Origin of the sequence: Ekhidna sp. (genome assembly GCF_040223195.1) — a bacterium.
In the GTDB taxonomy this organism is placed as follows: Bacteria; Bacteroidota; Bacteroidia; order Cytophagales; family Cyclobacteriaceae; genus Ekhidna.
Genome location: NZ_JAVKDX010000022.1, coordinates 189721 through 211252, shown reverse-complemented (window position 1 = coordinate 211252; position 21532 = coordinate 189721). Strand labels below are relative to the sequence as shown.

At 45.2% G+C, this 21532-nt stretch carries 17 protein-coding genes; 10 read left to right on the top strand and 7 right to left on the bottom strand.

The window, feature by feature from the left end; genetic code table 11:
* The first annotated feature begins 25 nt into the window (after positions 1 to 25).
* Complete coding sequence (locus RLN88_RS14570; protein ID WP_350222145.1) at positions 26 to 565, top strand: Uma2 family endonuclease; 540 nt, start codon at positions 26 to 28, stop codon at positions 563 to 565.
* Here RLN88_RS14570 and RLN88_RS14565 read toward each other — a convergent pair.
* A complete protein-coding gene (locus tag RLN88_RS14565) occupies positions 562 to 2142 on the bottom strand; it encodes a peptide chain release factor 3 (protein WP_350222144.1) in 1581 nt (526 codons plus the stop codon). The two genes, RLN88_RS14570 and RLN88_RS14565, sit on opposite strands and share 4 nt — an antisense overlap.
* A 114-nt stretch (positions 2143 to 2256) precedes the next feature.
* Between RLN88_RS14565 and RLN88_RS14560 the strand changes: the two genes are divergently transcribed.
* From RLN88_RS14560 to RLN88_RS14520, 9 genes are all read left to right on the top strand, one after another.
* Positions 2257 to 3861: a class I SAM-dependent methyltransferase gene (locus RLN88_RS14560; protein ID WP_350222143.1), complete on the top strand. Its 1605-nt coding sequence runs from the start codon at positions 2257 to 2259 to the stop codon at positions 3859 to 3861.
* Position 3862: 1 nt separating this feature from the next.
* Entirely contained in the window at positions 3863 to 4057 is a 195-nt protein-coding gene (locus tag RLN88_RS14555; RefSeq protein WP_350222142.1) for a hypothetical protein, read from the top strand.
* Positions 4058 to 4563: 506 nt separating this feature from the next.
* Positions 4564 to 6486 carry a molecular chaperone DnaK gene (dnaK, locus tag RLN88_RS14550; protein WP_350222141.1) on the top strand — a complete coding sequence of 641 codons (1923 nt, stop codon included), beginning with the start codon at positions 4564 to 4566 and terminating at the stop codon, positions 6484 to 6486.
* Positions 6487 to 6674: 188 nt separating this feature from the next.
* Entirely contained in the window at positions 6675 to 6947 is a 273-nt protein-coding gene (locus tag RLN88_RS14545; RefSeq protein ID WP_350222140.1) for a hypothetical protein, read from the top strand.
* Between the two features lie 170 nt (positions 6948 to 7117).
* Complete coding sequence (locus RLN88_RS14540; RefSeq protein WP_350222139.1) at positions 7118 to 7276, top strand: hypothetical protein; 159 nt, start codon at positions 7118 to 7120, stop codon at positions 7274 to 7276.
* A 273-nt stretch (positions 7277 to 7549) separates the two neighbouring features.
* Positions 7550 to 10156 (top strand): ATP-binding protein, encoded by a 2607-nt coding sequence (locus RLN88_RS14535; protein WP_350222138.1) that lies wholly within the window; start codon positions 7550 to 7552, stop codon positions 10154 to 10156.
* A 74-nt stretch (positions 10157 to 10230) separates the two neighbouring features.
* Positions 10231 to 13398: an FG-GAP-like repeat-containing protein gene (locus RLN88_RS14530; protein WP_350222137.1), complete on the top strand. Its 3168-nt coding sequence runs from the start codon at positions 10231 to 10233 to the stop codon at positions 13396 to 13398.
* An 83-nt stretch (positions 13399 to 13481) separates the two neighbouring features.
* The gene (locus RLN88_RS14525; RefSeq protein WP_350222136.1) at positions 13482 to 14843 is read left to right on the top strand and encodes an amidohydrolase family protein; all 1362 of its coding nucleotides are present in this window, start codon (positions 13482 to 13484) and stop codon (positions 14841 to 14843) included.
* 292 nt (positions 14844 to 15135) lie between these two features.
* The gene (locus RLN88_RS14520) at positions 15136 to 16248 is read left to right on the top strand and encodes a THUMP domain-containing class I SAM-dependent RNA methyltransferase (RefSeq protein WP_350222135.1); all 1113 of its coding nucleotides are present in this window, start codon (positions 15136 to 15138) and stop codon (positions 16246 to 16248) included.
* 54 nt (positions 16249 to 16302) lie between these two features.
* Here RLN88_RS14520 and RLN88_RS14515 read toward each other — a convergent pair whose 3' ends face one another.
* From RLN88_RS14515 to RLN88_RS14490, 6 genes are all read right to left on the bottom strand, one after another.
* Complete coding sequence (locus RLN88_RS14515; RefSeq protein WP_350222134.1) at positions 16303 to 16797, bottom strand: phosphoglycerate mutase family protein; 495 nt, start codon at positions 16795 to 16797, stop codon at positions 16303 to 16305.
* A gap of 130 nt (positions 16798 to 16927) precedes the next feature.
* Positions 16928 to 19033 (bottom strand): M3 family metallopeptidase, encoded by a 2106-nt coding sequence (locus tag RLN88_RS14510; protein WP_350222133.1) that lies wholly within the window; start codon positions 19031 to 19033, stop codon positions 16928 to 16930.
* Positions 19034 to 19111: 78 nt separating this feature from the next.
* A complete protein-coding gene (locus RLN88_RS14505) occupies positions 19112 to 19714 on the bottom strand; it encodes a trimeric intracellular cation channel family protein (RefSeq protein WP_350222132.1) in 603 nt (200 codons plus the stop codon).
* 17 nt (positions 19715 to 19731) lie between these two features.
* A complete protein-coding gene (locus RLN88_RS14500) occupies positions 19732 to 20316 on the bottom strand; it encodes a hypothetical protein (protein WP_350222131.1) in 585 nt (194 codons plus the stop codon).
* A gap of 9 nt (positions 20317 to 20325) precedes the next feature.
* Positions 20326 to 20685: a VOC family protein gene (locus RLN88_RS14495; RefSeq protein ID WP_350222130.1), complete on the bottom strand. Its 360-nt coding sequence runs from the start codon at positions 20683 to 20685 to the stop codon at positions 20326 to 20328.
* Positions 20686 to 20755: 70 nt separating this feature from the next.
* Positions 20756 to 21532, bottom strand: coding sequence for a CPBP family glutamic-type intramembrane protease (locus tag RLN88_RS14490; protein ID WP_350222129.1), 777 nt, complete (start codon positions 21530 to 21532; stop codon positions 20756 to 20758).

The window sequence follows — 21532 nt, the reverse complement described above, 5'->3', positions numbered from 1 at the left end:
GTGCGAAATTAGGTATCTTTAATATATGGAAGTAGCAACTATCGATAGAAGTAAGGAATGGACGGTTGATGATTACCTTCAGCTGGAGGAAGGGTTGCTTGCCCAGCTCATTGATGGAAACCTAATTATGTCACCCGCACCAACAACTAATCACCAAAGGGTATTAAGAAAATTGTATGATTTTTTAAGTGCCACACTCAAGGGAGAAATATTTTTTTCTCCAATTGATCTCTACATCAATGAACAAAATGTGCTACAGCCAGACCTGGTCTACATTTCAGAAAGCAGGAATGAAATCGTCACTGAAAGGGGAATTGAGGGCACACCGGACTTGGTCATAGAGGTAATCTCCCCATCCAATAGTTTTATTGATAGAAATACCAAACGAAAGAAATACCTTGATCTTGGTGTGACGGAATATTGGATCGTAGACCCGGCAAATCAAACACTTGAGATATACACCCCAATGGAATATGACACGCCGAAGGGCTACCTGATACGTGAGGGCAAGGTAAAGTCAGATGTATCAGATAGTATTGGTTTCGATTTGAAATCGATATTCTAGAATTCACTAATAAAGTGGAACTCTATATCCGGGAAGTTTTCCTGCACCATCTGCAACCATGCTTTGGATTCAGCCATGAAGACCAACTTACCTTCTTTGTCCCTGGCAATGTGTCGTTGCTTGTCTTTGACGAAAGCATCAAGTTTGAATTTATACGAAGAACTGATCCAGCAGGCCTTGTAAATGTTTACGGGCTCAAATTTGGCATTGGCACTGTACTCGTTTAGCAGGCGGTGCTGAAGCACTTCAAATTGTAGTGCACCTACTGTTCCAACTACTTTCCGTGATCCAAGCTCGAAAGTGAAAAGCTGAGCAAGTCCTTCATCCATGAGTTGGTTGAGCCCTTTGTCCAGCTGCTTGGATTTCATGGCGTCCATGTTGATCACCTCACGGAACATTTCCGGAGAGAAAGATGGTATGCCCTTATACAGTCCTTTTTCCCCTTCGCTGAGTGTATCGCCTATCTTCAGGTTTCCTGTATCATACAAGCCCACAATATCCCCGGGAAATGCCTCTTCCACCGTTTCCTTTTGCTGGGCCATAAATGCGGTGGCGTTGGAAAAGCGGATTTGCTTGTCTTGCCTCACATGGTAGTAGTTATTTCCTCGCTGAAACTTCCCAGAGCACACCCGTACGAAAGCAATCCGGTTTCTGTGCTTCGGATCCATATTAGCGTGAATCTTGAAAATGAATCCTGAGAATTTCTTTTCAGCCGGGCTCACCTCACGCTCTTCTGTTTCCCTTGACCGTGGAGATGGGGCAATATCTGTAAAGCAATCAAGTAGCTCCCGCACGCCAAAATTATTGACCGCACTGCCGAAAAATACCGGGGCTACTTCTCCTTTTAAATATGTATCCGCATTGAAATCATCATACACACCATTCACCAGCTCTATTTCTTCCCGAAGCTCTTTCACCAATGATTCAGGAAGGCGTTTGTCCAACTCCGGGTCATTTACTCCCTTGATATTTACCACATCATCCACACGTTTCTGCTTGTTGGGCTCGTAGAGGTTTACATTATTTTCATAGATATTGTATACTCCACGAAGCGTTTTTCCCATACCAATCGGCCAGCTCATGGGACGAACTTTGATGTCCAGCTTTTCTTCAATTTCATCCAGTAGGGTAAATGCATCTTGTCCTTCCCGATCGAGCTTATTGATAAAACAAATCACCGGTGTTTTTCGCATTCTGCACACTTCCATCAGCTTCTCCGTCTGTTCCTCCACACCTTTCACACAGTCGATCACCATGATCACACTGTCCACTGCGGTTAGGGTTCGGTAGGTATCCTCGGCAAAGTCTTTGTGACCAGGAGTATCCAGGATATTTATTTTCAGATCCTTATATTCAAAACCCATCACGGAGGTAGCAACAGAGATACCTCTTTGTTTTTCAATGTCCATCCAGTCGGAACGGGTACCCATGTCAATCTTGTTGGACTTCACAGCACCTGCCGTTTGGATTGCTCCACCAAAAAGCAGGAGTTTTTCCGTCAGAGTTGTCTTACCTGCATCGGGGTGGGCGATGATGCCAAACGTTCTTCGTCTTCCTATTTCCTGCTCCAGTGTCATATCCTATGAAATTGAGGCGCAAAAGTAGGAAATAGCAGGCAGCATCTGATATTCAACTCCAATAATGATGGGTATGGAGCAGAATTGAAATAAATTTCAGACTTAAACCATGCCATGGATTCCATAAAAAAGAGAAATGCGACGTATAGAAGTGAGCTATTCCAACACCTCGATGGCATAGCCATAGCCCCGGTAGCTTACGAGCTTTACAATAAAGGAGTATTCAATACACTAGTAAAATCGGAATCTGTAAAACTGACAGATCTTTCGGATCTCTTTAATGCCAATGCGGGTTATCTCAATGTAGCACTTCGACTTCTTGCCTCTCAGGGGTGGTTGAACTATGAGGTCGACAACCGGGTGAGCGAAGTGACCATAAGTGTCAATGATAAAAGTGAGATTGCATTTGCAAATGTGAGTTATTACCGGGAGGTGGTGGAGCTTATGAAATTTTCTGCGCAATTCCATCCGCGAAAATTTGAGAAAGAACCGTTTGAAGTTTGGAACCGGATCGCAAAGAAGTTTATGGGAGGCTATATCCAACCATCTGACATTAAGGAAGAGCAGGAGATTCATCATCAAATCCTGAAGCATATAGAAGGAATGCTAGTAGGGCCCAGCACGGTTCAGTTGGGTATGGGGGGCATGTTTCATAAATACTTTATGGAGATGTCATTCAGTCCTGCAGAGTACCATCAGGATCCGACCAGTTTCGAGCAGATATTGGATTTTTTTGCTTATCTGGGTTGGTTTGAGAAGAAAAACGACACCTACAAATTCACTGAAAAGGGATTGTTTTTTGCTAAGCGCTCCTCAGCGTATGGGGTGACTGTATCCTACATTCCAACCTTCCGCAATCTTGATGAACTGATTTTTGGAAATCCTGAAATATTGAAAGTGGGAGCAGGCGAAAAGGAAAGGGGAGTGGATAGGGAGATGAATGTGTGGGGAAGTGGAGGTGCTCATGTCGCTTATTTTGAAAGGGTGGATGACATCATCATTGATTTATTTAATAGGCCTATCGAAGAGCAACCTCGCGGAATCCTGGACATGGGCTGTGGCAATGGAGCTTTTTTGATCCACATTTTCGATGTGGTATTCCATAAAACCAAGCGAGGTGAGATGCTGGATGAGTATCCGCTTTTTTTAGTAGGTGCGGACTACAATGAAGCAGCGCTGAAAGTGACCCGGGAACACCTGATCAATGCAGATGTATGGGCAAAGGTAATTTGGGGAGATATAGGTGACCCCAAGCGACTGGCGAATGACCTGAAAGAAAACTATGAAATGGAGCTTTCGGATTTGCTAAATGTGCGCACCTTTCTGGATCATAACCGAACGTGGGAAGATTCGGATGAAAAAATATCGGAGACCAGCATCTCAACTGGCGCATTCGCATCGAGAGGGAGGCTTTTGAGCAACAATGAAGTAGAGGCAAACCTCAAAGCTCATCTGAAAAAGTGGAAGCCATACATTCAAAATTTTGGATTGATTGTGATAGAGCTACATGGACTCGATCCGAAACTTACGGCTGTCAACCTTGGAAGGACAGCAAGCACAGCCTATGAAGCTACTCATGGTTTTTCGGATCAGTATATTCTGGAATTGGACAGCTTTAATAAAGTGGTTGAGGAAGCCGGACTTAAAATCGACCCAAATCATCGCTCACGGTTCCCAGACTCGGAGTTGGCCACTGTCAGCATAAATTATTTGAAATAGAATGAGAAAACCCTTCCGATACCTCCTCTACATTATGATCGGCTTTTTGATCTATCAGGTGATCAACTCCGGCGAAACCGGCCTCACCCACAAGGAGGTAAAAAATACATTGGTTATCAGCATGATTGTCGTTTTTGTGCTGTTGATGATCGTGCGGGTCATTAAGAGTAGGTATGATGATAAGGGTGAGGAGTGATAGTAACACCTCTATTGTCCCGAAACGTCGGCCCGGCCTCAAGGGGACATTCGCTTTCTTAAATAAGAACATATTCCCCCTTTGAAGGGGGTTAGGGGGATGTTTTTCACACCAGCTCGAAGCGAATACCTGTCCATCTAGACCGGATGGCAGGCGGCACAAAGTAAGCCGTACAGCCGGGATATAAGCAGAGGTGAAAATCTGCCAGTTCTCTCATAAAAAATTATAGATGCTGAAACAAGTTCAGCATGACGTACTCTTTTTAATAAGACCAAAGTAAAATTAGAAGGCCACCCTGAACTTGTTTCAGGGTCTAATCCCGTTTCCTCTGTTTAAGTCAACACACTTTCTTAAATGAGAATTAATGCCATTAATGCAACATTTTGACAAAAAATAATAAAAGGCCACTATGTGGTCTGTCAATGTGTCACAATTTTTCCTTTGGCACATCCATTGATTACTTGAAGTCAGACATTGAATTAACGAACAATAGATAAATCATAGACATGGGAAAAATCATAGGTATCGACTTAGGAACTACCAACTCTTGCGTCTCAGTAATGGAGGGTAACGAGCCGGTAGTGATCCAGAATAGTGAAGGAAGAAGAACAACTCCGTCTATCGTGGCATTCCTCGATGGTGGCAAGGGAGAAAGGAAAGTAGGTGATGCAGCAAAAAGACAGGCGATCACCAATCCTCAGAATACGGTAAGCTCCGTGAAGCGATTCATGGGTAAGAAGTATTCTGAAGTGAAAGAAGAAATGAAAAATGTGTCTTACGGATTGGAGTCTGGAACCAACGACACAGTGCGGGTGAAAATCGGTGACAGAACCTACACTCCGCAGGAGATTTCGGCGATGATCCTTCAAAAGATGAAATCCACTGCGGAAGATTTCCTGGGACAGGAAGTGAAAGAGGCAGTAGTTACTGTGCCTGCATACTTCAATGATGCAGAGCGACAGGCAACCAAAGAAGCAGGGCAAATTGCAGGCCTTGAGGTGAAACGAATTATCAACGAGCCTACCGCCGCAGCATTGGCATATGGCCTTGATAAGAAAGACAAAGATATGAAGATCGCAGTGTACGACCTGGGGGGTGGTACATTCGATATTTCAATTCTTGAGCTTGGCGATGGTGTATTCGAAGTGAAGTCTACCAACGGTGATGTACACCTTGGCGGTGACGATTTCGACGCGGTAATCATCAACTGGCTTGCAGAGGAATTCAAAAATGACGAAGGAATTGATCTTAGAAAAGATCCGATGGCACTTCAGCGATTGAAAGAAGCGGCGGAGAAAGCAAAAATTGAGCTTTCAGGATCTACTGAGACTGAAATCAACCTACCATACATCATGCCGGTAGACGGTGTGCCTAAGCACTTGGTGAGAAAATTGACCAGATCTAAGTTTGAGCAATTGGCTGACGATTTGGTACAGCGATCTATGAAGCCGGTGGCGGCAGCATTGAAAGATGCCGGACTGTCTACTTCAGAAATTGACGAAGTAATCCTGGTAGGTGGTTCTACACGAATCCCTAAGATTCAGGAAGAAGTTGAGAAATTCTTTGGCAAGAAACCTTCTAAAGGGGTGAACCCTGACGAGGTAGTGGCGATTGGTGCTGCGATCCAGGGAGGTGTATTGACTGGAGAGGTGAAAGACGTACTCCTTCTTGATGTGACTCCACTTTCATTGGGTATTGAGACCATGGGTGGTGTGTCTACGAAATTGATCGAGTCGAATACGACGATCCCTACCAAGAAGTCTGAGACGTTTTCGACAGCTGCGGACAATCAGCCGTCTGTTGAGATTCACGTACTGCAGGGTGAGCGACCAATGGCGAAAGACAACAAGTCGATCGGTAAGTTTCACCTGGATGGAATCCCACCAGCACCGAGAGGCGTGCCTCAGATTGAGGTGACATTCGATATAGATGCGAACGGTATCCTGAATGTGAGCGCAAAAGACAAAGGCACTGGCAAAGAGCAGAAAATCAGAATCGAGGCGTCATCCGGATTGACCGATGAGGAAATCCAAAAGATGAAGCAGGAAGCAGAAGCAAATGCTGAAGCAGATAAGCAGGCCAAAGAAAAGGTTGAGAAAATCAACCAGGCTGACTCGCTAATCTTCCAGACCGAAAAGCAGTTGAAAGAGTTTGGTGACAAACTTTCTGAAGGCAACAAAACTGCTATCGAAGGCGCCTTGACTAAGCTGAAAGAAGCACACGGCAAGCAAGACCTTGCAGCAATTGATTCTTCCATGGAAGAGCTGAATACTGCATGGACCAATGCTTCGCAGGAGATGTACGCTGCTCAGGGTGGTGCCGAAGGTGGCGCTGACGCTGGTGCAGGTGCTGATACCGGAGCTTCAGAAGGTTCTGCTGACGATGTGTCTGATGTAGAATTCGAAGAGGTAGAAGAGGAGAAGAAATAGCTGTTGTTTTTTGGCCGTTAGCTATTTGCCATTGGCTGTTAGCTTTTGGCTCTGATTTTACCCTGGATATAGATTATACCCTTCTTCCCGAATACTCGGGAGGGAGGGTTTTTGCTAAAAAAATTAGTATTCTTCACTTCGTTTATCGTATCTTAGTATTGATTTCTTGATGATTTAATTTTTTTAAGATGATAAATAACAATACCATAAGAGCAATAAACAAACTAGGATTTGAAAATGTAACTGCAACCCATTATTGGATTTCCTTTCGAAAAAGTTATAGTTTTTACGGCCAGTATCTTTATCTGACTTATAGACATGATACAGGATTTGAATTCGAAGGAGTGTTGGCTAAGTTCTTAAAAGTTGCCAGCATAAATCAAGAAGATTTGAAGGAATGGCAAAGGCTGGAATTGGGATTTGATGTTGCTAAGGCGTTTGAAAATAATTTTGCAGCGTAGCATTAAATCTAATCTAAACATTGGGTAATAAACCCTTCTCGAGAAATCGGGAAGGGTTTTTTATTGCCTGGACAAGCTTGGGGCTTGAAACTAGTGACTTGAAGCTTTTCTAGGTAGGGTAAAAAAGATGCTCACCGTCATACTAGTGTAATCACACAAATGATGGAGCTATGAAGATTTACTTATGGTATGACGAAATAAGGAAAAGATATGTAACGGAGAAATGCAGTGAGTTTACCCACTCATTGGACGAGGTGTTATATGCTTTTGAAACGCACCAGCTGGCACTGTCACAGAAAGTGGCCGGCAACCTCAACAAAATCAAATAAGGTAGTTTTTAATTTAGGTAGTGATAGACCCTCTCTGAGAAATCGGAGAGGGTTTTTTTTGAGATGCTTCGTGCCCAGCCTATGTCGGCGACAGGCTCAACATGACAGCACGGAATTGAGGGCGGAGGTTAACGTATTTTTTTAGCACTGATTTTTAAATCGAAGTGTCATTCTGAGCGATACGAAGAATCTAACTAAAGAGCCTGTTAATAGTTACAACCGTTATTCTTATACCATTTTTTAATACTTTTTGCTGAACTTGTGTTGCAGAATATGGCTTCAAAATCCTGGAACGTTGTAAGCTGGGGTGTGGATGAGACCATGCCATTTGATCAGTCGATACGGATCAGGCTGGTCAATATCTTTGCGCTGCTTGCTGCTGCGTCCACCTTGCCGTATGTGTTTGTTTTCTACGGAAAGGAGCTCTTTCTTGCGGATGTCTCCGTGGTTTCGCTGATCTGCTTTTTGATGACCTGGCTCTGGAACCGGCTCGGCTGGCACTACCTGGCCAAGCTTTGGATGTATTTCACCGCCCATGCATACCTGTTTACCACGGCCTCCACCTTCGGTAGAGATGCTGGAGAGCACCTGGTGCTGATCCCCGTATTATTTGGTGCCGTGCTGGTTTTTGAGTTCAGAGAAAAGCTGAGCCTCCTGTTTGCTATCCTTTTCACTATTGGTACGATCGTGGCATTGATCCTTACAGATTTTTCCCTCTTTGAGGTGCCACTCACGGTTGGCGAAGTATCGGAATATTACTACGGAAACCTCACGGTCACCTTTTTTTGCTGTGTGGTCATAGCAATCTGTTATTTCTATCTCTATGGCCAAAAGCTGGAGGAAAATGAGCAAATAATCGCAGAAGGTAAGGAAATAGAGAAAACCATCAATTACTTCTCCAACTCCCTGTTTGGAAAAAACTCCGTGGATGAAATTTTGTGGGATGTGGCTAAAAACTGCATCGGTCAACTCGGGTTCGTGGATTGTGTCATATACCTAGTAGATGAAGAGAAAAAAGTGCTTGTTCAAAAAGCGGCTTATGGACACAAAAACCCTCAGGAATTCGAAATCTACCAACCAATTGACATCCCGATTGGTAAAGGGATTGTCGGAGCTGTGGCAGAGTCAGCTCGTCCGATCATCGTCCCGGATACAAGCAAAGACCCCAGGTACATTGCCGATGATGCTCATCGCCTATCCGAGCTGGCTGTGCCACTTGTTTATAACCAGCAGGTGATCGGGGTGGTGGATTCGGAGCATCCGGACAAGTACTTTTTTACAGAACATCACCTCAATATCCTCAAAACGATCGCTTCGCTCTGTGCCAATAAAGTCATCCGGGCCATCGCCGAGCAAGAGCGGGAGCATGCGCTGAAGATGCAGCTGGAGGCGGAAAAGATCAAGTCGTTTGATGAGCTAAAGACAAAACTCTTTGCCAATGTTTCTCATGAACTAAGAACACCCCTGACCCTGATCATTGGCACTATCGACCGGCAACTTGAATCAAGCGACACCAGCGAATGGAGCCTGCTCAAGAAACACACGGACAGGCTGCTCCGTCTGATCAATCAATTACTCGACCTCTCCAAGCTGGAATCTGGCCAATTTCGCCTCAATGAATCCCCCGGGGACATCATTCGCTTTTTCCAAACCCTGGTGGATCTGCATGCCTCCTTTGCGGAAAATAAAGGTGTAAAAATCAGTCTGATGGCTGATAAGCCCTCTCTCTGGCTGGCATATGATCAGGATGCGCTGGAAAAAATATTCTACAACCTGATCTCAAATGCGATCAAATTTTCCCGTGCGGAGGAAGAGGTGACCATCCGGGTCTCTTATGATGAATCGTTGCATGTGGTAATCTCAGACTGTGGAATCGGGATTCCGAAAGAGGAACTGCAACGCATTTTTGATCGATACTACCAATCAGACACACACAGATCACCCGGAACAGGCATTGGGCTGGCCCTGACCAAAGAGCTTATCGATCTGCATCAGGGACGTATCGCGGTAGACAGCCAGGTGGGAGCAGGTACCACGTTTAGGGTGGACCTGCCGCTCCGGAAGTCACCACCAACATCGGAAAGCGAGCCACAAGCGCAGGTCATGCTTGCAGAAGGACAGGAGCAGTTTATCTTGCTTGTGGAGGATAATGAGGACATCAGCACACTGATCTGCGAGACACTCAGCGACTATGAGCTTGTGAGAGCAGAGAATGGAAACGAGGCAATGAAAATGGCCAATGAAAAAGTGCCAGACCTCATCATCACTGACGTGATGATGCCCGGAATGGACGGGCTGGCATTCAGTGAGTGGATTCGGGACAATGAGCTCACCAGCCACATTCCGCTGATCATGCTCACAGCCCGGGCAGATAAGGAGACCAAGATGGCGGGGTTGCGCGCCGGGGCAGACGATTTCATCACCAAACCTTTTGATGGAGAAGAGCTCAGGACGCGCGTTTCCAACATGCTGAAACGTCGGGAGCAGTTGCGGGAAAAATACAGACAGATCGCGCGGCTCCCGGAAAGCGAAATCGTAGTGACCAGCCAGGAGGATATATTCCTGAAAAAGCTCATTCACACGATCGAAGAACATCTCAACAACAACGAATTCGGGGCGAGTGACCTGAGTCGTGAAATGGCACTGAGCAGGATGCAATTGCATCGTAAGATCACCGCACTCACCAATCATTCCACCTCTTCTTTCATCCGGCACCTCCGCCTCGCAAAGGCTGCCAGGAAGCTCTCCCAGGGCGAATCGGTCTCCCAAACGGCCTACGCAGTAGGATTCAGCAGCCTCTCCTATTTCACCAAAGCTTTTAAAGAGGAGTTTGGCAAGGTTCCGTCCGAATTTGCCGCGGCAGCCCAGGTGTTACAATAGAGCCAATCATTGATACAATACTTTTAATCCTGCCCCCAGGTATGCCCAACCTTTGCCATACAAATAATTACTTTATGAGAACCCTAATCTTCACGCTCTGTTTCATCCTTGCCATCCAGCTTACCGCCCAGTTTTCCTTTCAGACGCCAGACGCCTACAATGTGGATTATGGCCCCACATCCATGGCCGTTGGTGATTTTGATGAAGATGGTTTCATGGACCTGGTCACCGGAAATTCGGATAGTAACAGCGAAAGCCTTAGCGTTCTTATCAATGATCAGTCAGGAGGGTTTTCAGATCGGACAAATATCGATTTAACCGATGGCCCTTACGATGTGATTGCAGCAGATGTCAATGGAGATGATCACCTCGATTTAATCGTAACGATAAATAACGCAGATCAAATAGCAGTGCTGCTCGGTGATGGCGAGGGAGACTTTGGAGACCCTTCTTATTTTACTACTGGTACAGACACCACGCCATATGGGCTGGTTGCAGGTAATTTTAATGCCGATGCATTCCCAGACATCATTACAGCAAACAGGGATGGTAACAATATTTCTCTCTTAGCAGGAGATGGTTCCGGCAGCTTTGCAGCTCCCACGTTTATCACCGTAGGAGAATCTCCCTGGGATATCGTGTCCGGTTTTTTTGATGACGATGAGCACCTGGATATTGCGGTGGTCAATACATTAGATGACAACCTGATGGTGCTTCTGGGTGAGGGAGACGGAACATTTCCTACCACCAATACGGTGGAAAGTTTCTTTGCCAGAACAATCGAGCTTGCCGACCTGAACAATGACAACAACCCGGATATTTCAGGAAACAGCTCCTCTGCATTCATTACTGTGCTGGGAGATGGTGTTGGGAGCTTTGGCACACCAACTAACTATAATTATTGTGAAGGCCCTGGCCATACTGGTGATCTGGATGGTGATGAAGATGCCGATGCGGTGTTCTTCACGCGTGATTTTGCTGTATATATTGCTAAAGGGGATGGTGTCGGAGCTTTGACGCACGATGTAAAATACCATGTGCAGGCCGGTAGCCAGGGCACCATGAAGATCGTGGATGTGGATAATGATACAGATCTGGATATAGTGGTAGCCGGGGATATTGGCACTTTACCATCCGAGCAGTTTGTTACTATTTTGAAAAATAACGGTGAAGGATACTTTAACGCTCCCATCCAGTATCCCATTCTTCCACTGGAAAATAATTATGAAGGAGCCTATGCATTGGTCAAGGGAGATTTCAATGAAGACGGTGAAATGGACCTGGCGGCTACCAGTCATGAAGACGACCAGCTTTTAGTGATGCTTGGGAATAGCCTGGGGCGGTTTACGCTACCGGAGGCGATTGCCACGGGCGATGACCCCAGGGATCTGCTTACCGGACATTTCAATGACGATGACCACCTGGACTTGATCACGCTCAACTGGAACGGAGACAATATGAGACTCCACCTCGGAGATGGGGCAGGCAACTTCTCCGCCGGCACCAGCACGGCCATATCTTCCACCTCCCTCAATTTTGATACGGCAGATTTTAATAACGACGATAAACTCGATATTGTGGTGGCAGGCGGATCAGGAAACAATTTTGGTTTCTTCGCCGGCGATGGCATGGGGGGATTTGCAGCCCCGGTCTATACCAGCCTTACTTCATCCGTCTATGACATCCGTGCCGTGGATGCCAATGAAGACGGGGACATGGACCTGGCAGTCAGCCAGAATTCACTGGGCGAGGTGGTGATATTTCTGGGAGATGGGGAGGGAGGTTTCACCAGCAATGGAAACTACGATACCGGCGATGCTTCCTGGCTTGAGCTTGGAGATATTAATAACGATGAGCACCTGGATATTGCAGTGGCCAGTACCAATAAAGTATTGCTTGGGGTAGGTGATGGCACATTTACTATTCAAACTATCACTGGTATGGGAGGTACAACGCATTTTTTGATTGAAGATATGGATGTGGATGGCCAGCCGGATATCGTAAGAGCCACTCAAAGCGTATCGAGTGTATTTGGAGCCGGTACTGTTACTGTTTATTCACTTGACGAATCATTAAGTATAGAAGATTCGTGGGAGGTAGAGGCTGGTTCCGTTGGTGGGTTTAAAGCAGTAATCCACGACTTTAATCACGATGGTCTCCCTGATGTGGCAACTACGGACGTAAACTACAATGGGGTGTGGGTGTTGTTCAATAGCACCGACGCAACATGCACCGCTCCGGAGATCATCGGGAGTACTGGTAATCCACCAACCCTTTGTGTTGGCGAGAGCACAGAGATAGGTATTACTGCTACGGGTGACGATCTTGACTATCAATGGTACAAGGATGGTGATCCTCTTTCTGGAGAAATGTCGAATACACTTACCATCAATACCTCTGGCACAGCAGATGCCGGACTCTATAGTGTGCAGGTGACCAACGCCTGCGGTTCCGATGGATTGGCCTTCACGCTGAATCTGAATGCCACCCCGTCTCAACCGATGACCACTGGCAACTCCGGCTGTGGGGCTGCAGCGATTGAGCTCACAGCATCCGGAGGCACCAATGGAAACTACCGCTGGTATGAAGTGCCCACCGGGGGTACCGCGATACCCGGCGCGGTAAACAGCACATTCACCACGCCCACACTGACAACAACTACCAGCTACTATGTCTCCATCACAAACGGAATTTGCGAAAGCCCCCGCACAGAGGTGGTAGCCAGCATACTGACCTCTGCTTCAATTACCGGGCAGCCCACAGACAAAACTGCGAATGAAGACACCAACGTTAATTTTTCCGTCACCGCTTCCGGTCAGAATCTGACATACCAGTGGCAAAAAGATGAAGTGGATATCTCTGGAGCTACCACGAGTACCTTATCACTATCTTCGGTCAGTCTTTCGGATGCCGGAGATTACCGATGCAATGTGACGAACGATTGCGGAACGATTGCGAGCGATGCGGCCACACTCACTGTGAATGATGTACTGAGCGTAGGTGAAAACGCGCCGACCCTCTTCCCGAATCCATCGCACGGACAGCTTCATGTTGATGGTTTGCCATCCGGCAAGGATTGGTCTGTTGTACTCTTGGATTTGTCGGGAAGAGGAGTGGCTCAATTCCGGCTTTCGCAAGGTCAAAATAGTCTAGACCTCTCAGCCTTACGCAGCGGCATCTATTGGGTGGAGATTAGAAGGGGCGAAGAATTATTTCATCACCAAAGGGTCGTGTTGAGGTAGCACCTTACAAACAAATTGTCGGTTACCATCACCGAGATGGTATTTGTGTGGTGGCCCACAATTAGAAGAAACATCAAAACACCATGAAAAAGCTCATTTTTTTACTGCTGGTCAGTTTGGTGCTGGCCAAATGCAATTCCTCTTCGGAGTATTCTTATGACCTCATCATCACCAATGTCAACCTGATTGATGGGACAGGAGCTGCATTGGTAAAGCGTGTAAACATCTACGTCAAGGATCGGGTAATTACAAAAATTGATTCTGGATATATCGAGGGCAAAGGTGAAATGGTGGATGGAACAGGCAAATTTGTTATCCCTGGTCTATTTGACTGTCATGTGCACACGACAGACTTCAATAGGGACTTTCCAAAATTGATGCACTATGGGGTGACCTCTGTTTTCATACCAGGAGGCAGCACTTGCACCAACGATTATTTTGCCGATATGCGAGCGGTTGGAAATCAGGATTCAATTCCTGTACCACGTGTTTTCCACACAAGTCAGCATTTTACTATGGAGGGGAGACATCCCGTAAAAACGTATGCCAGTCCTCGCTGGGTGGATGGTGAGACTGTCTTTTTTCTTCGGGATACTGCACAAATTGCACAAATTGTAAAACGGGTAGCTCAATACCCGATTTTGGGGATTAAGCTGACCATCGAGGATGGGCCTGCACCCCCGTTTGTAGAGCGCATTCCACAAGAGTTTATCAATAAAACAGTGAAGGAGGCTTCAAAATATGGATTGGAGGTATTCGCGCATGCCAGTGACAATGAGGAATTCTTGATGGCAGTGAGGGGAGGCGCTCAGAATATTATACATTTTGTGGGTATTGACATTGATTGGGGTGATTCAGTGCATCAGGTAGCAGTAGAGACATTGCTTAGTCGGGATGCATCCATTGTGACCACCCTAATGATCGACAAATCATTCATCTACGCACTAAATCCGGATTGGCTTGAGGTACCTGCACTTAACCAGGCGTATCCTGCAGATACGCTTAGGAAACTTCTGACGCCCGGGGCGATCGCTTTTGCTCAAAGGATGGAAAAGATGACCAAAGAGGAATATGGTCTCGATTCCGTTTCCATGGAATCGATCTTCCAGCCAAAGGTGGAGGATATTCAAAAATTGATAGATTTAGGGATGAATATGGTACTTGGTACGGATGCAGGTAATGATTTTAATTTCCATGGATACAGCCTGCACGAAGAGATGCAGCTCCTGCAAATGGGCGGAATGGCACCCATAGATATCATAAAAATGGGCACCTTAAATGCCGCCAAAATGATGCATGCGGAAGATAGTCTGGGGAGCATTGAAGTTGGAAAGCTGGCGGATATGATTTTATTGGATCAAAATCCATTGTCAGAAATTGAGAATACACTTACTATCAACACTGTTTTTAAAAGCGGGCAGATTCAAGAAAGGATTAACAACTAAAGTGATTCCGTAAGAAGTCTGCAAAGACATTTCGGTTTTCGAAGGATGAGAAATACCGGAATCTTTTAATCATTGATTATCATAAGATTTCTGAATCCTTCCTTCCTCAGTCTCAGGGATGACATGTAAAACGTATAGATGCTTCGTTCCTCAGCATGACAGCACAGAATTAAGGGCGGGGGTTAGCGTATTTTTTAGCACTGAATTTTAATCGAAGTGTCATTCTGAGCTCAAGCGAAGAATCTAAAGATTTATCTCGTACCAGGATGACATAGCCTATTTTTGCACTCCTATGAAATTGACCATCAAGACACTTTTCGGATTTGAAGATATTCTCGCAAAGGAAGTAGCCGAGTTGGGTGGAGAGAAGATCGAGAAGATCACCCGGGGTGTAAAATGTGAAGGCAACCCTGCCTTCTTATACAGAGCCAATCTTTCGCTACGAACTGCATTAAAAATCCTTGTTCCTATCCACTCCTTTCAGGCCAAGAATGAAAAGCAGCTGTATGATAAGATGATGGAGTTTGACTGGTCAAATTTCCTGGATGTGGATCAGACGTTTGCCATTGATACTGTGGTGTTTTCCGAAATTTTCACACACTCCAAGTATGTAGGTTATAAATCCAAAGATGCAATAGCGGATCAGTTTCGAAACAAATATAGAAGGCGTCCAAATATCGATACAGAAAAGCCCGATGTACTTTTCAATGTTCATTGTGCCAATGATTTTTTCACAGTGTCGATGGATAGTTCAGGTGAATCCCTCAATCAGCGGGGATACCGGGAAGAGGGCCACCGGGCACCTATGAATGAAGTGCTGGCTGCCGGGATGGTGATGATGACGGGCTGGGATAAGAAAACGCCTCTGGTAGACCCGATGTGCGGGAGTGGCACCATCCTTACCGAAGCAGCAATGATCGCCATGAACATGGGGCCGAACCTGAAACGAAAGGAGTTTGGTTTCCGAACCTGGCCGGAGTACAGCCCCCTTCTTTTCAACAATGTGAAGAATGAAGAGATAAACAAGATGCGCAAGCCGGTGATGGATTTGACAGGGATAGACGTGGATGACAGTGCAGTGACCCTGGCTCGCAAAGCACTTGGAAAAATTGGTTTGCGCCGTGAAGTCAAAATCAAGACAATGGATTTCAGGAGCTTCAAACCGGTTAATGATCACGGCATGATCATCACCAACCCACCCTATGGTGAGCGTATCGGGGATGATATCCTTGAGTTTTACAAAAGCATGGGCGATGCTTTCAAGCAAAACTTTGCCGGCTATGATGCCTGGCTGATCAGCTCAAATAAGCAGGCATTGAAGCAAATCGGACTAAAAGATTCGGAACGAATCAAGCTCTATAACGGCAAGCTGGAGTGTGACTTCTGTAAGTATGAGTTGTATTAAATCTACTCACCCCAAATTTCTCCCCTCTCTTTCAAGAGAGGGGTTGGGGGAGAGTTAAAACTTCAATCTCACCAATTTCCCTTTACCTACTTCATCTGTCACAATAATGATCAGGTTGGTGTAATCACTTTCATCAAACTGCTCGAAAGTTTCTTCACCTAATAGCGCATTGGCTAGCCCCGGGATGGTGTTGGAGTGACCCGAGATTACCACTGTACCTCCTGAATGTTTATCAGCCAGTGCCTTTAGCCATTCATCTTTTGCAAGCGGATCATATGTCATTATTTCAAGGTCTTTTGCTTCGGCGATTGGCTGAAGGGTTTCTTCGGTCCTTTTGAATGGGGTGGAGTAAAGGCCAGTGATTTCCTGATTAGCAAGAAGTGAAGCCAGATCATTAGCTCGCACTTTACCATCCTCATTCAGTGGAGGATTTCGAGTGCCATCATCTGCTTTTTCTGCATGACGTACCAGGATGAAAGTGGTTTGATCCTGCGCAAAAGCAAGAGTTGAGAATGTTAGAAGTAGGGCGATCAGCAATAGCTTTTTCATAGCGAATGGGTTTTCTAAGAGCAACTTAACCAATGAAATTCAGGAAATGAATTCCTTTTTATTTGAGTGGTTGATCATAAAATGAAAAGACCGACAAACGCCGGCCTTTCAATTTCATTTTGAAAATGGATCAATTGAATCCTCTTCTTTCCAGCAAGCCTTCGTAGCTCGGCTTTCTACCTCTGAAGTTTACATACATTTCCATCGCATCCTTGGTGCCACCTTTGGAAAGGATGTGCTCACGGAATGCATCAGCAGTTGCTTTATCAAACAATCCATTCTCCTTGAACGCATCGAATGCATCCGCATCCATGATCTCAGAGTTCAGGTAGCTGTAGTATCCGGCAGAATATCCTCCTGTGATGTGACGGAAATAGCCACTACGGTATCTCGGCACGATCGCATCAATCAGGCCGATTTCATCCATTGCTGCATTTTCAAACTCATTCATGTCGCCAGTCAAAGGCTCCTTGATGGTGTGATAGGACATGTCCAGGTAAGAAGCAGCCATATACTCCACTGTGCCAAAGCCCTGATTGAATGTTCCGGCTTTTCTGATCTTCTGAACGAGCTCATCCGGCATCACCTCACCTGTCTCATAGTGGAAGGCATATTGCGACAACATTTCCGGCTGGAACACCCAGTTTTCCATCACCTGAGAAGGGAACTCTACAAAATCCCGTGGAGTAGCAGTGCCTGAAATGCTTGGATAGGTACACTCGGAAAGCAGGCCATGTAGCGCATGCCCAAACTCATGGAATAGGGTTGTTGCTTCATCCTGAGACAAGAGTGAAGGCTTGTCAGCGGTAGGTTTGGTGAAGTTTCCCACATTGTAAATGATTGGGATGATGCGATTTCCATCCATATTGGACTGCTCACGGATGTTGCTCATCCATGCACCACCCCGCTTGCTGGATCGGTAAAACCAGTCAGAAAGGTAGATTCCGATCAATTCACCTGCTTCATTCTTCACCGTGTAGGTTCGAACGTCCGGGTGATATTTTGGAATATCCTTTTGCTCTTCGAACGTCAGCCCAAAAAGTTTATTGGCAAGGATGAATGATCCGTTGATCACATTGTCCACCTTCAGATACGGACGTATTTCGTCCTCATCCAGGCTGTAATCCCGCACTTTGATTTTCTCAGCATAGTACCACCAGTCCCACGGCATGATGTCAATATCAAGGCCTTCTTCCACAGACATTTGTTTCATGAGATCACGCTCTTTTTTAGCCGCCTCAATAGCGGCAGGCCATACTTTGTTTAGCAGGTCATATACTTTTTCAGGGGTGTTGAGCATACGATCCTGAAGGGCATAGTGAGCATGAGTTTCAAAGCCTAGCATGTTTGCCTTCTCCAATCTCAGGTTCACGATCTCCCTCAAAATCTCTTTATTGTCCAGATCATCACCATTGTCTCCTCGCATGATGTAGCCCATTTTGAGTTGCTTCCTCAGGTCACGATTTTTTGAGTAGGTGATGAATGGGTATAAGCTTGGCCGATGTGTAGTGTATAGATACTTGCCTTCATATCCTTTTTCTTTGGCAGCCTCAGCGCCAGCGGTTCTTACACTTTCCGGCAGGCCATCCAGCTGATCTTCTTCCAGCACCAGCTCAAACTTGTTTTCTTCTTTCAGCACGTTCTCCCCGAATTGTACCTGTAGCACCGAGATCCGCTCATTGATTTCCCGCATTCGGGCTTTTTGCTCTTCATCCAGGGCGGCTCCTGAGCGGATGAACCTATTGTAGTAGTTCTCCAGAAGTTTGTTTTGCTCCACCGTGAGATTAAGATTTTCCCTATCCTCATACAGGGTCTTCACACGTTGGAAGAAATCTGCATTGAGGAAGATATTGTCACTGTGTGCCGAAAGCATCGGACTCACTTCCTTTTGAATTTGCTGGATAGAATCGTTGGTATGTGCGCCTGTCAGGGTAAAAAAGACGTTGCTAACTTTATTGAGCAACTCACCTGACTTCTCGTAAGCTGCGATGGTGTTATCGAAGGTGGGTGATTCTTCACTGCCAGCGATTCCTTCTACTTCTTTGAGCTGCTGACTCATGCCATCCTCAAAGGCTGGCTTGTAGTGCTTGTTTTTAATCTGTGCAAAAGGAGGAACGCCGTACGGGGTATCCCATTCCTGGTAGAAAGGATTTTCTGATTGCATGTCTTTAGTTTCTGATTGTTGCTGGCAGCTGATGAAAATGATGGCTGCCACTGCATAGAGCAATTTTTTCATGTTGTGGTTTTCTTGATGAATCCTAAATATACCAAGAAGCTCGGTGAATCTGATTCATAATTATTTGGAGACTGCTTTTTAAGAGATGTCCGGCAATTGCCACTTAAACTTCACTGCAAGAATTCTGAAGGAGGCGATGAAGACCACTGTGATGAGAATATTCCAGCCCTGATCCAATCCCACTTTTTGGAGGATAAAGTAGAGAATGCCACCGCAAAGACAGGTGAGGGCATAGATCTCTTTTCTGAAGATAAGCGGTATCTCATTGCACACGATATCCCTAATTACCCCACCAAAAACGGCAGAAACCATCCCCATCATGATCGCAATGACCGGATGTACACCGATGGTGAGTGCCTTTTGTAATCCCAGCACGGTAAATACCGCTATCCCGATAGTATCAAACATGAAGAAAGTTCGGCGGAGCTTCAGTACAGTTTTCCCGAAAAGCAATGAAATGAGAATACCCGAGCCGATCATGGTGATATAGATCACATCGTTCATCCAGCCTACAGGGGTGCTGCCCAGCAATACATCCCGAACCGTACCACCACCAATAGCAGTGATCAAACCCACTGCCGAAATCCCGAAGAAATCAAGCTTCTTGTCTCTGCCAGCCAAGGCACCAGAGATGGCAAACACCATGGTTCCGAGAATATCGATGAAATAAAGGATAGTCACGGGACGAAATTACCTTCTTATTTCGGTTTTTTTGATTGTCTTTCTAAGAGTTGAATTAAGGAGCCCAATTCTTCGATCGCAAGTTTTTCTGCGACGAGTATGTCATATGAATAATTGGAAAGGATGACGAGATATTTATCGTTACTAAAATCTGATGTTCCAATTTTATCCGTGACACTGAGCGAATATTCATTGCTTAGGTTGTCAACATCTTCGATGCTTGAGTACGTTTTGCTCAGTGCCTGCAACAAATCAATTGAGATGTCAGGAAGGACATTCGTTATTTGAGCGGTTTCAAAAGCTGTGTTATTCATTTTAGGAGGATTTAGCCCTTCCCAAAAACCGAATTGGCGATAGGGAAGATCGTTTCTGATCAAGTATTCAGTACTATCCCTAAGAAGGGAAAAATAGGATACTGATCTTTCAAGTTCTGACTTATTGGAAGTAGCCTCTACCAGTAAACTTTCGATGATTCGTTGCTTTAGCCTCTCTTGCTGTGTTGCTTCATTTCTATTATTGAAATAGATGCCCAGGTATACTCCGATCATAACAGGTAGTATTCCCATTACAATGTCATAAGCTACTTTTTTCACGTTCTTCATTTCTCTAAACTAATGCTGATCCATCATAATTTGATTACCATCAGGGTCAGTTAGTATGATATGTTCTGGACCCTCAGTTGTTTCATTAGCCTCTTTGATCAGCTTTATTCCCTTTGCCTTTAGCTCTTTTTGTATGCTTCTGACATCCTTTGGATTGAATGTCATAATGGATTCCTCGAACATGCCATGGAAAAGTCCAATAACCACACTCTCTGATTTCATAATTCTCCAGGAGGTATTTTCCCCATCCGGGAAGCTATCGTTCATGTGCCCACCATCGATAATTTCAAACCCTAGTTTTTGATAAAAGTCTACGCTTGCTTCCATGTTTTTGACCGGAAGGCTTATTGAAAATTGTCCTAAGTTCATGTTTTTGTTTTAAAAGTAGAGCTCAATGATCGCTAAAGAATTGATGATTGAGCTCATACTAATGGGTGATTTATCCAAACGCCTTAATCGTCACATCCATTAAATAATGCACTACTCCAAGCCATATAATGTCTCTACTTCGATAAGCTGTGTATAAGATAAATGTGGTCAAACCACCAGTCAGAAAGAAGAATGTGAGAATATGACCGATTGGATCTCCTTCAGCAATTGAACCGGGAACATGGGCAAATGCAAATAATATGGCTGGAATCCCAATAGCCCATTTTGTTCCTGTTGCCCATTTCAGTCTAACGAAAAGGAAGGCCAACGCTACGTTTTCAAAGAAGATTGCAGGGAAATTGGATAGAGTTTTTAACTGTGCCGAGGAGGTGAAAATCTCTGGAATACGAGCCCATTCGCCTCTGATTCCTGTAAAAATGACGATTCCAATTATTGATGCAACAAAACCTAATGCTAATTTTCGAAGAATCTGATTAGTAGAAATAAAGATTGTATTCAGATCTTGCTTTCTAATGATCAACACGAAAAATATGGGTGAAAAAATGATCACATTATTCAATGGCCAGATGAGTGCCTGATTAATAATCGTGTTCTCTGTTCTTGGAATCAAATATCCCGCTGAAAAGAGCTGCCCTACACCCATGACCGCAATACATACGACTAGTGCTATTCCAAAATCCAGCCAGGGATGAGTGGAGGATTTAATAGATTCCAGATTCCATGATTTTCCATTTTTGTCCAGCCAGAACCACAATCCACAAATACTTCCATAAGCAATAGTAAGTGGGATAATAAAGAAGGAGTTTGATTGCATGATCTCTTCCAT

Coding starts and splice junctions, on each gene's coding strand:
- RLN88_RS14570 (WP_350222145.1), top strand. CDS start 26: ATGGAAGTAGCAACTATCGATAGAAGTAAGGAATGGACGGTTGATGAT.
- RLN88_RS14565 (WP_350222144.1), bottom strand. CDS start 2,142: ATGACACTGGAGCAGGAAATAGGAAGACGAAGAACGTTTGGCATCATC.
- RLN88_RS14560 (WP_350222143.1), top strand. CDS start 2,257: ATGGATTCCATAAAAAAGAGAAATGCGACGTATAGAAGTGAGCTATTC.
- RLN88_RS14555 (WP_350222142.1), top strand. CDS start 3,863: ATGAGAAAACCCTTCCGATACCTCCTCTACATTATGATCGGCTTTTTG.
- dnaK (WP_350222141.1), top strand. CDS start 4,564: ATGGGAAAAATCATAGGTATCGACTTAGGAACTACCAACTCTTGCGTC.
- RLN88_RS14545 (WP_350222140.1), top strand. CDS start 6,675: ATGATAAATAACAATACCATAAGAGCAATAAACAAACTAGGATTTGAA.
- RLN88_RS14540 (WP_350222139.1), top strand. CDS start 7,118: ATGAAGATTTACTTATGGTATGACGAAATAAGGAAAAGATATGTAACG.
- RLN88_RS14535 (WP_350222138.1), top strand. CDS start 7,550: ATGGCTTCAAAATCCTGGAACGTTGTAAGCTGGGGTGTGGATGAGACC.
- RLN88_RS14530 (WP_350222137.1), top strand. CDS start 10,231: ATGAGAACCCTAATCTTCACGCTCTGTTTCATCCTTGCCATCCAGCTT.
- RLN88_RS14525 (WP_350222136.1), top strand. CDS start 13,482: ATGAAAAAGCTCATTTTTTTACTGCTGGTCAGTTTGGTGCTGGCCAAA.
- RLN88_RS14520 (WP_350222135.1), top strand. CDS start 15,136: ATGAAATTGACCATCAAGACACTTTTCGGATTTGAAGATATTCTCGCA.
- RLN88_RS14515 (WP_350222134.1), bottom strand. CDS start 16,797: ATGAAAAAGCTATTGCTGATCGCCCTACTTCTAACATTCTCAACTCTT.
- RLN88_RS14510 (WP_350222133.1), bottom strand. CDS start 19,033: ATGAAAAAATTGCTCTATGCAGTGGCAGCCATCATTTTCATCAGCTGC.
- RLN88_RS14500 (WP_350222131.1), bottom strand. CDS start 20,316: ATGAAGAACGTGAAAAAAGTAGCTTATGACATTGTAATGGGAATACTA.
- RLN88_RS14495 (WP_350222130.1), bottom strand. CDS start 20,685: ATGAACTTAGGACAATTTTCAATAAGCCTTCCGGTCAAAAACATGGAA.
- RLN88_RS14490 (WP_350222129.1), bottom strand. CDS start 21,532: ATGGAAGAGATCATGCAATCAAACTCCTTCTTTATTATCCCACTTACT.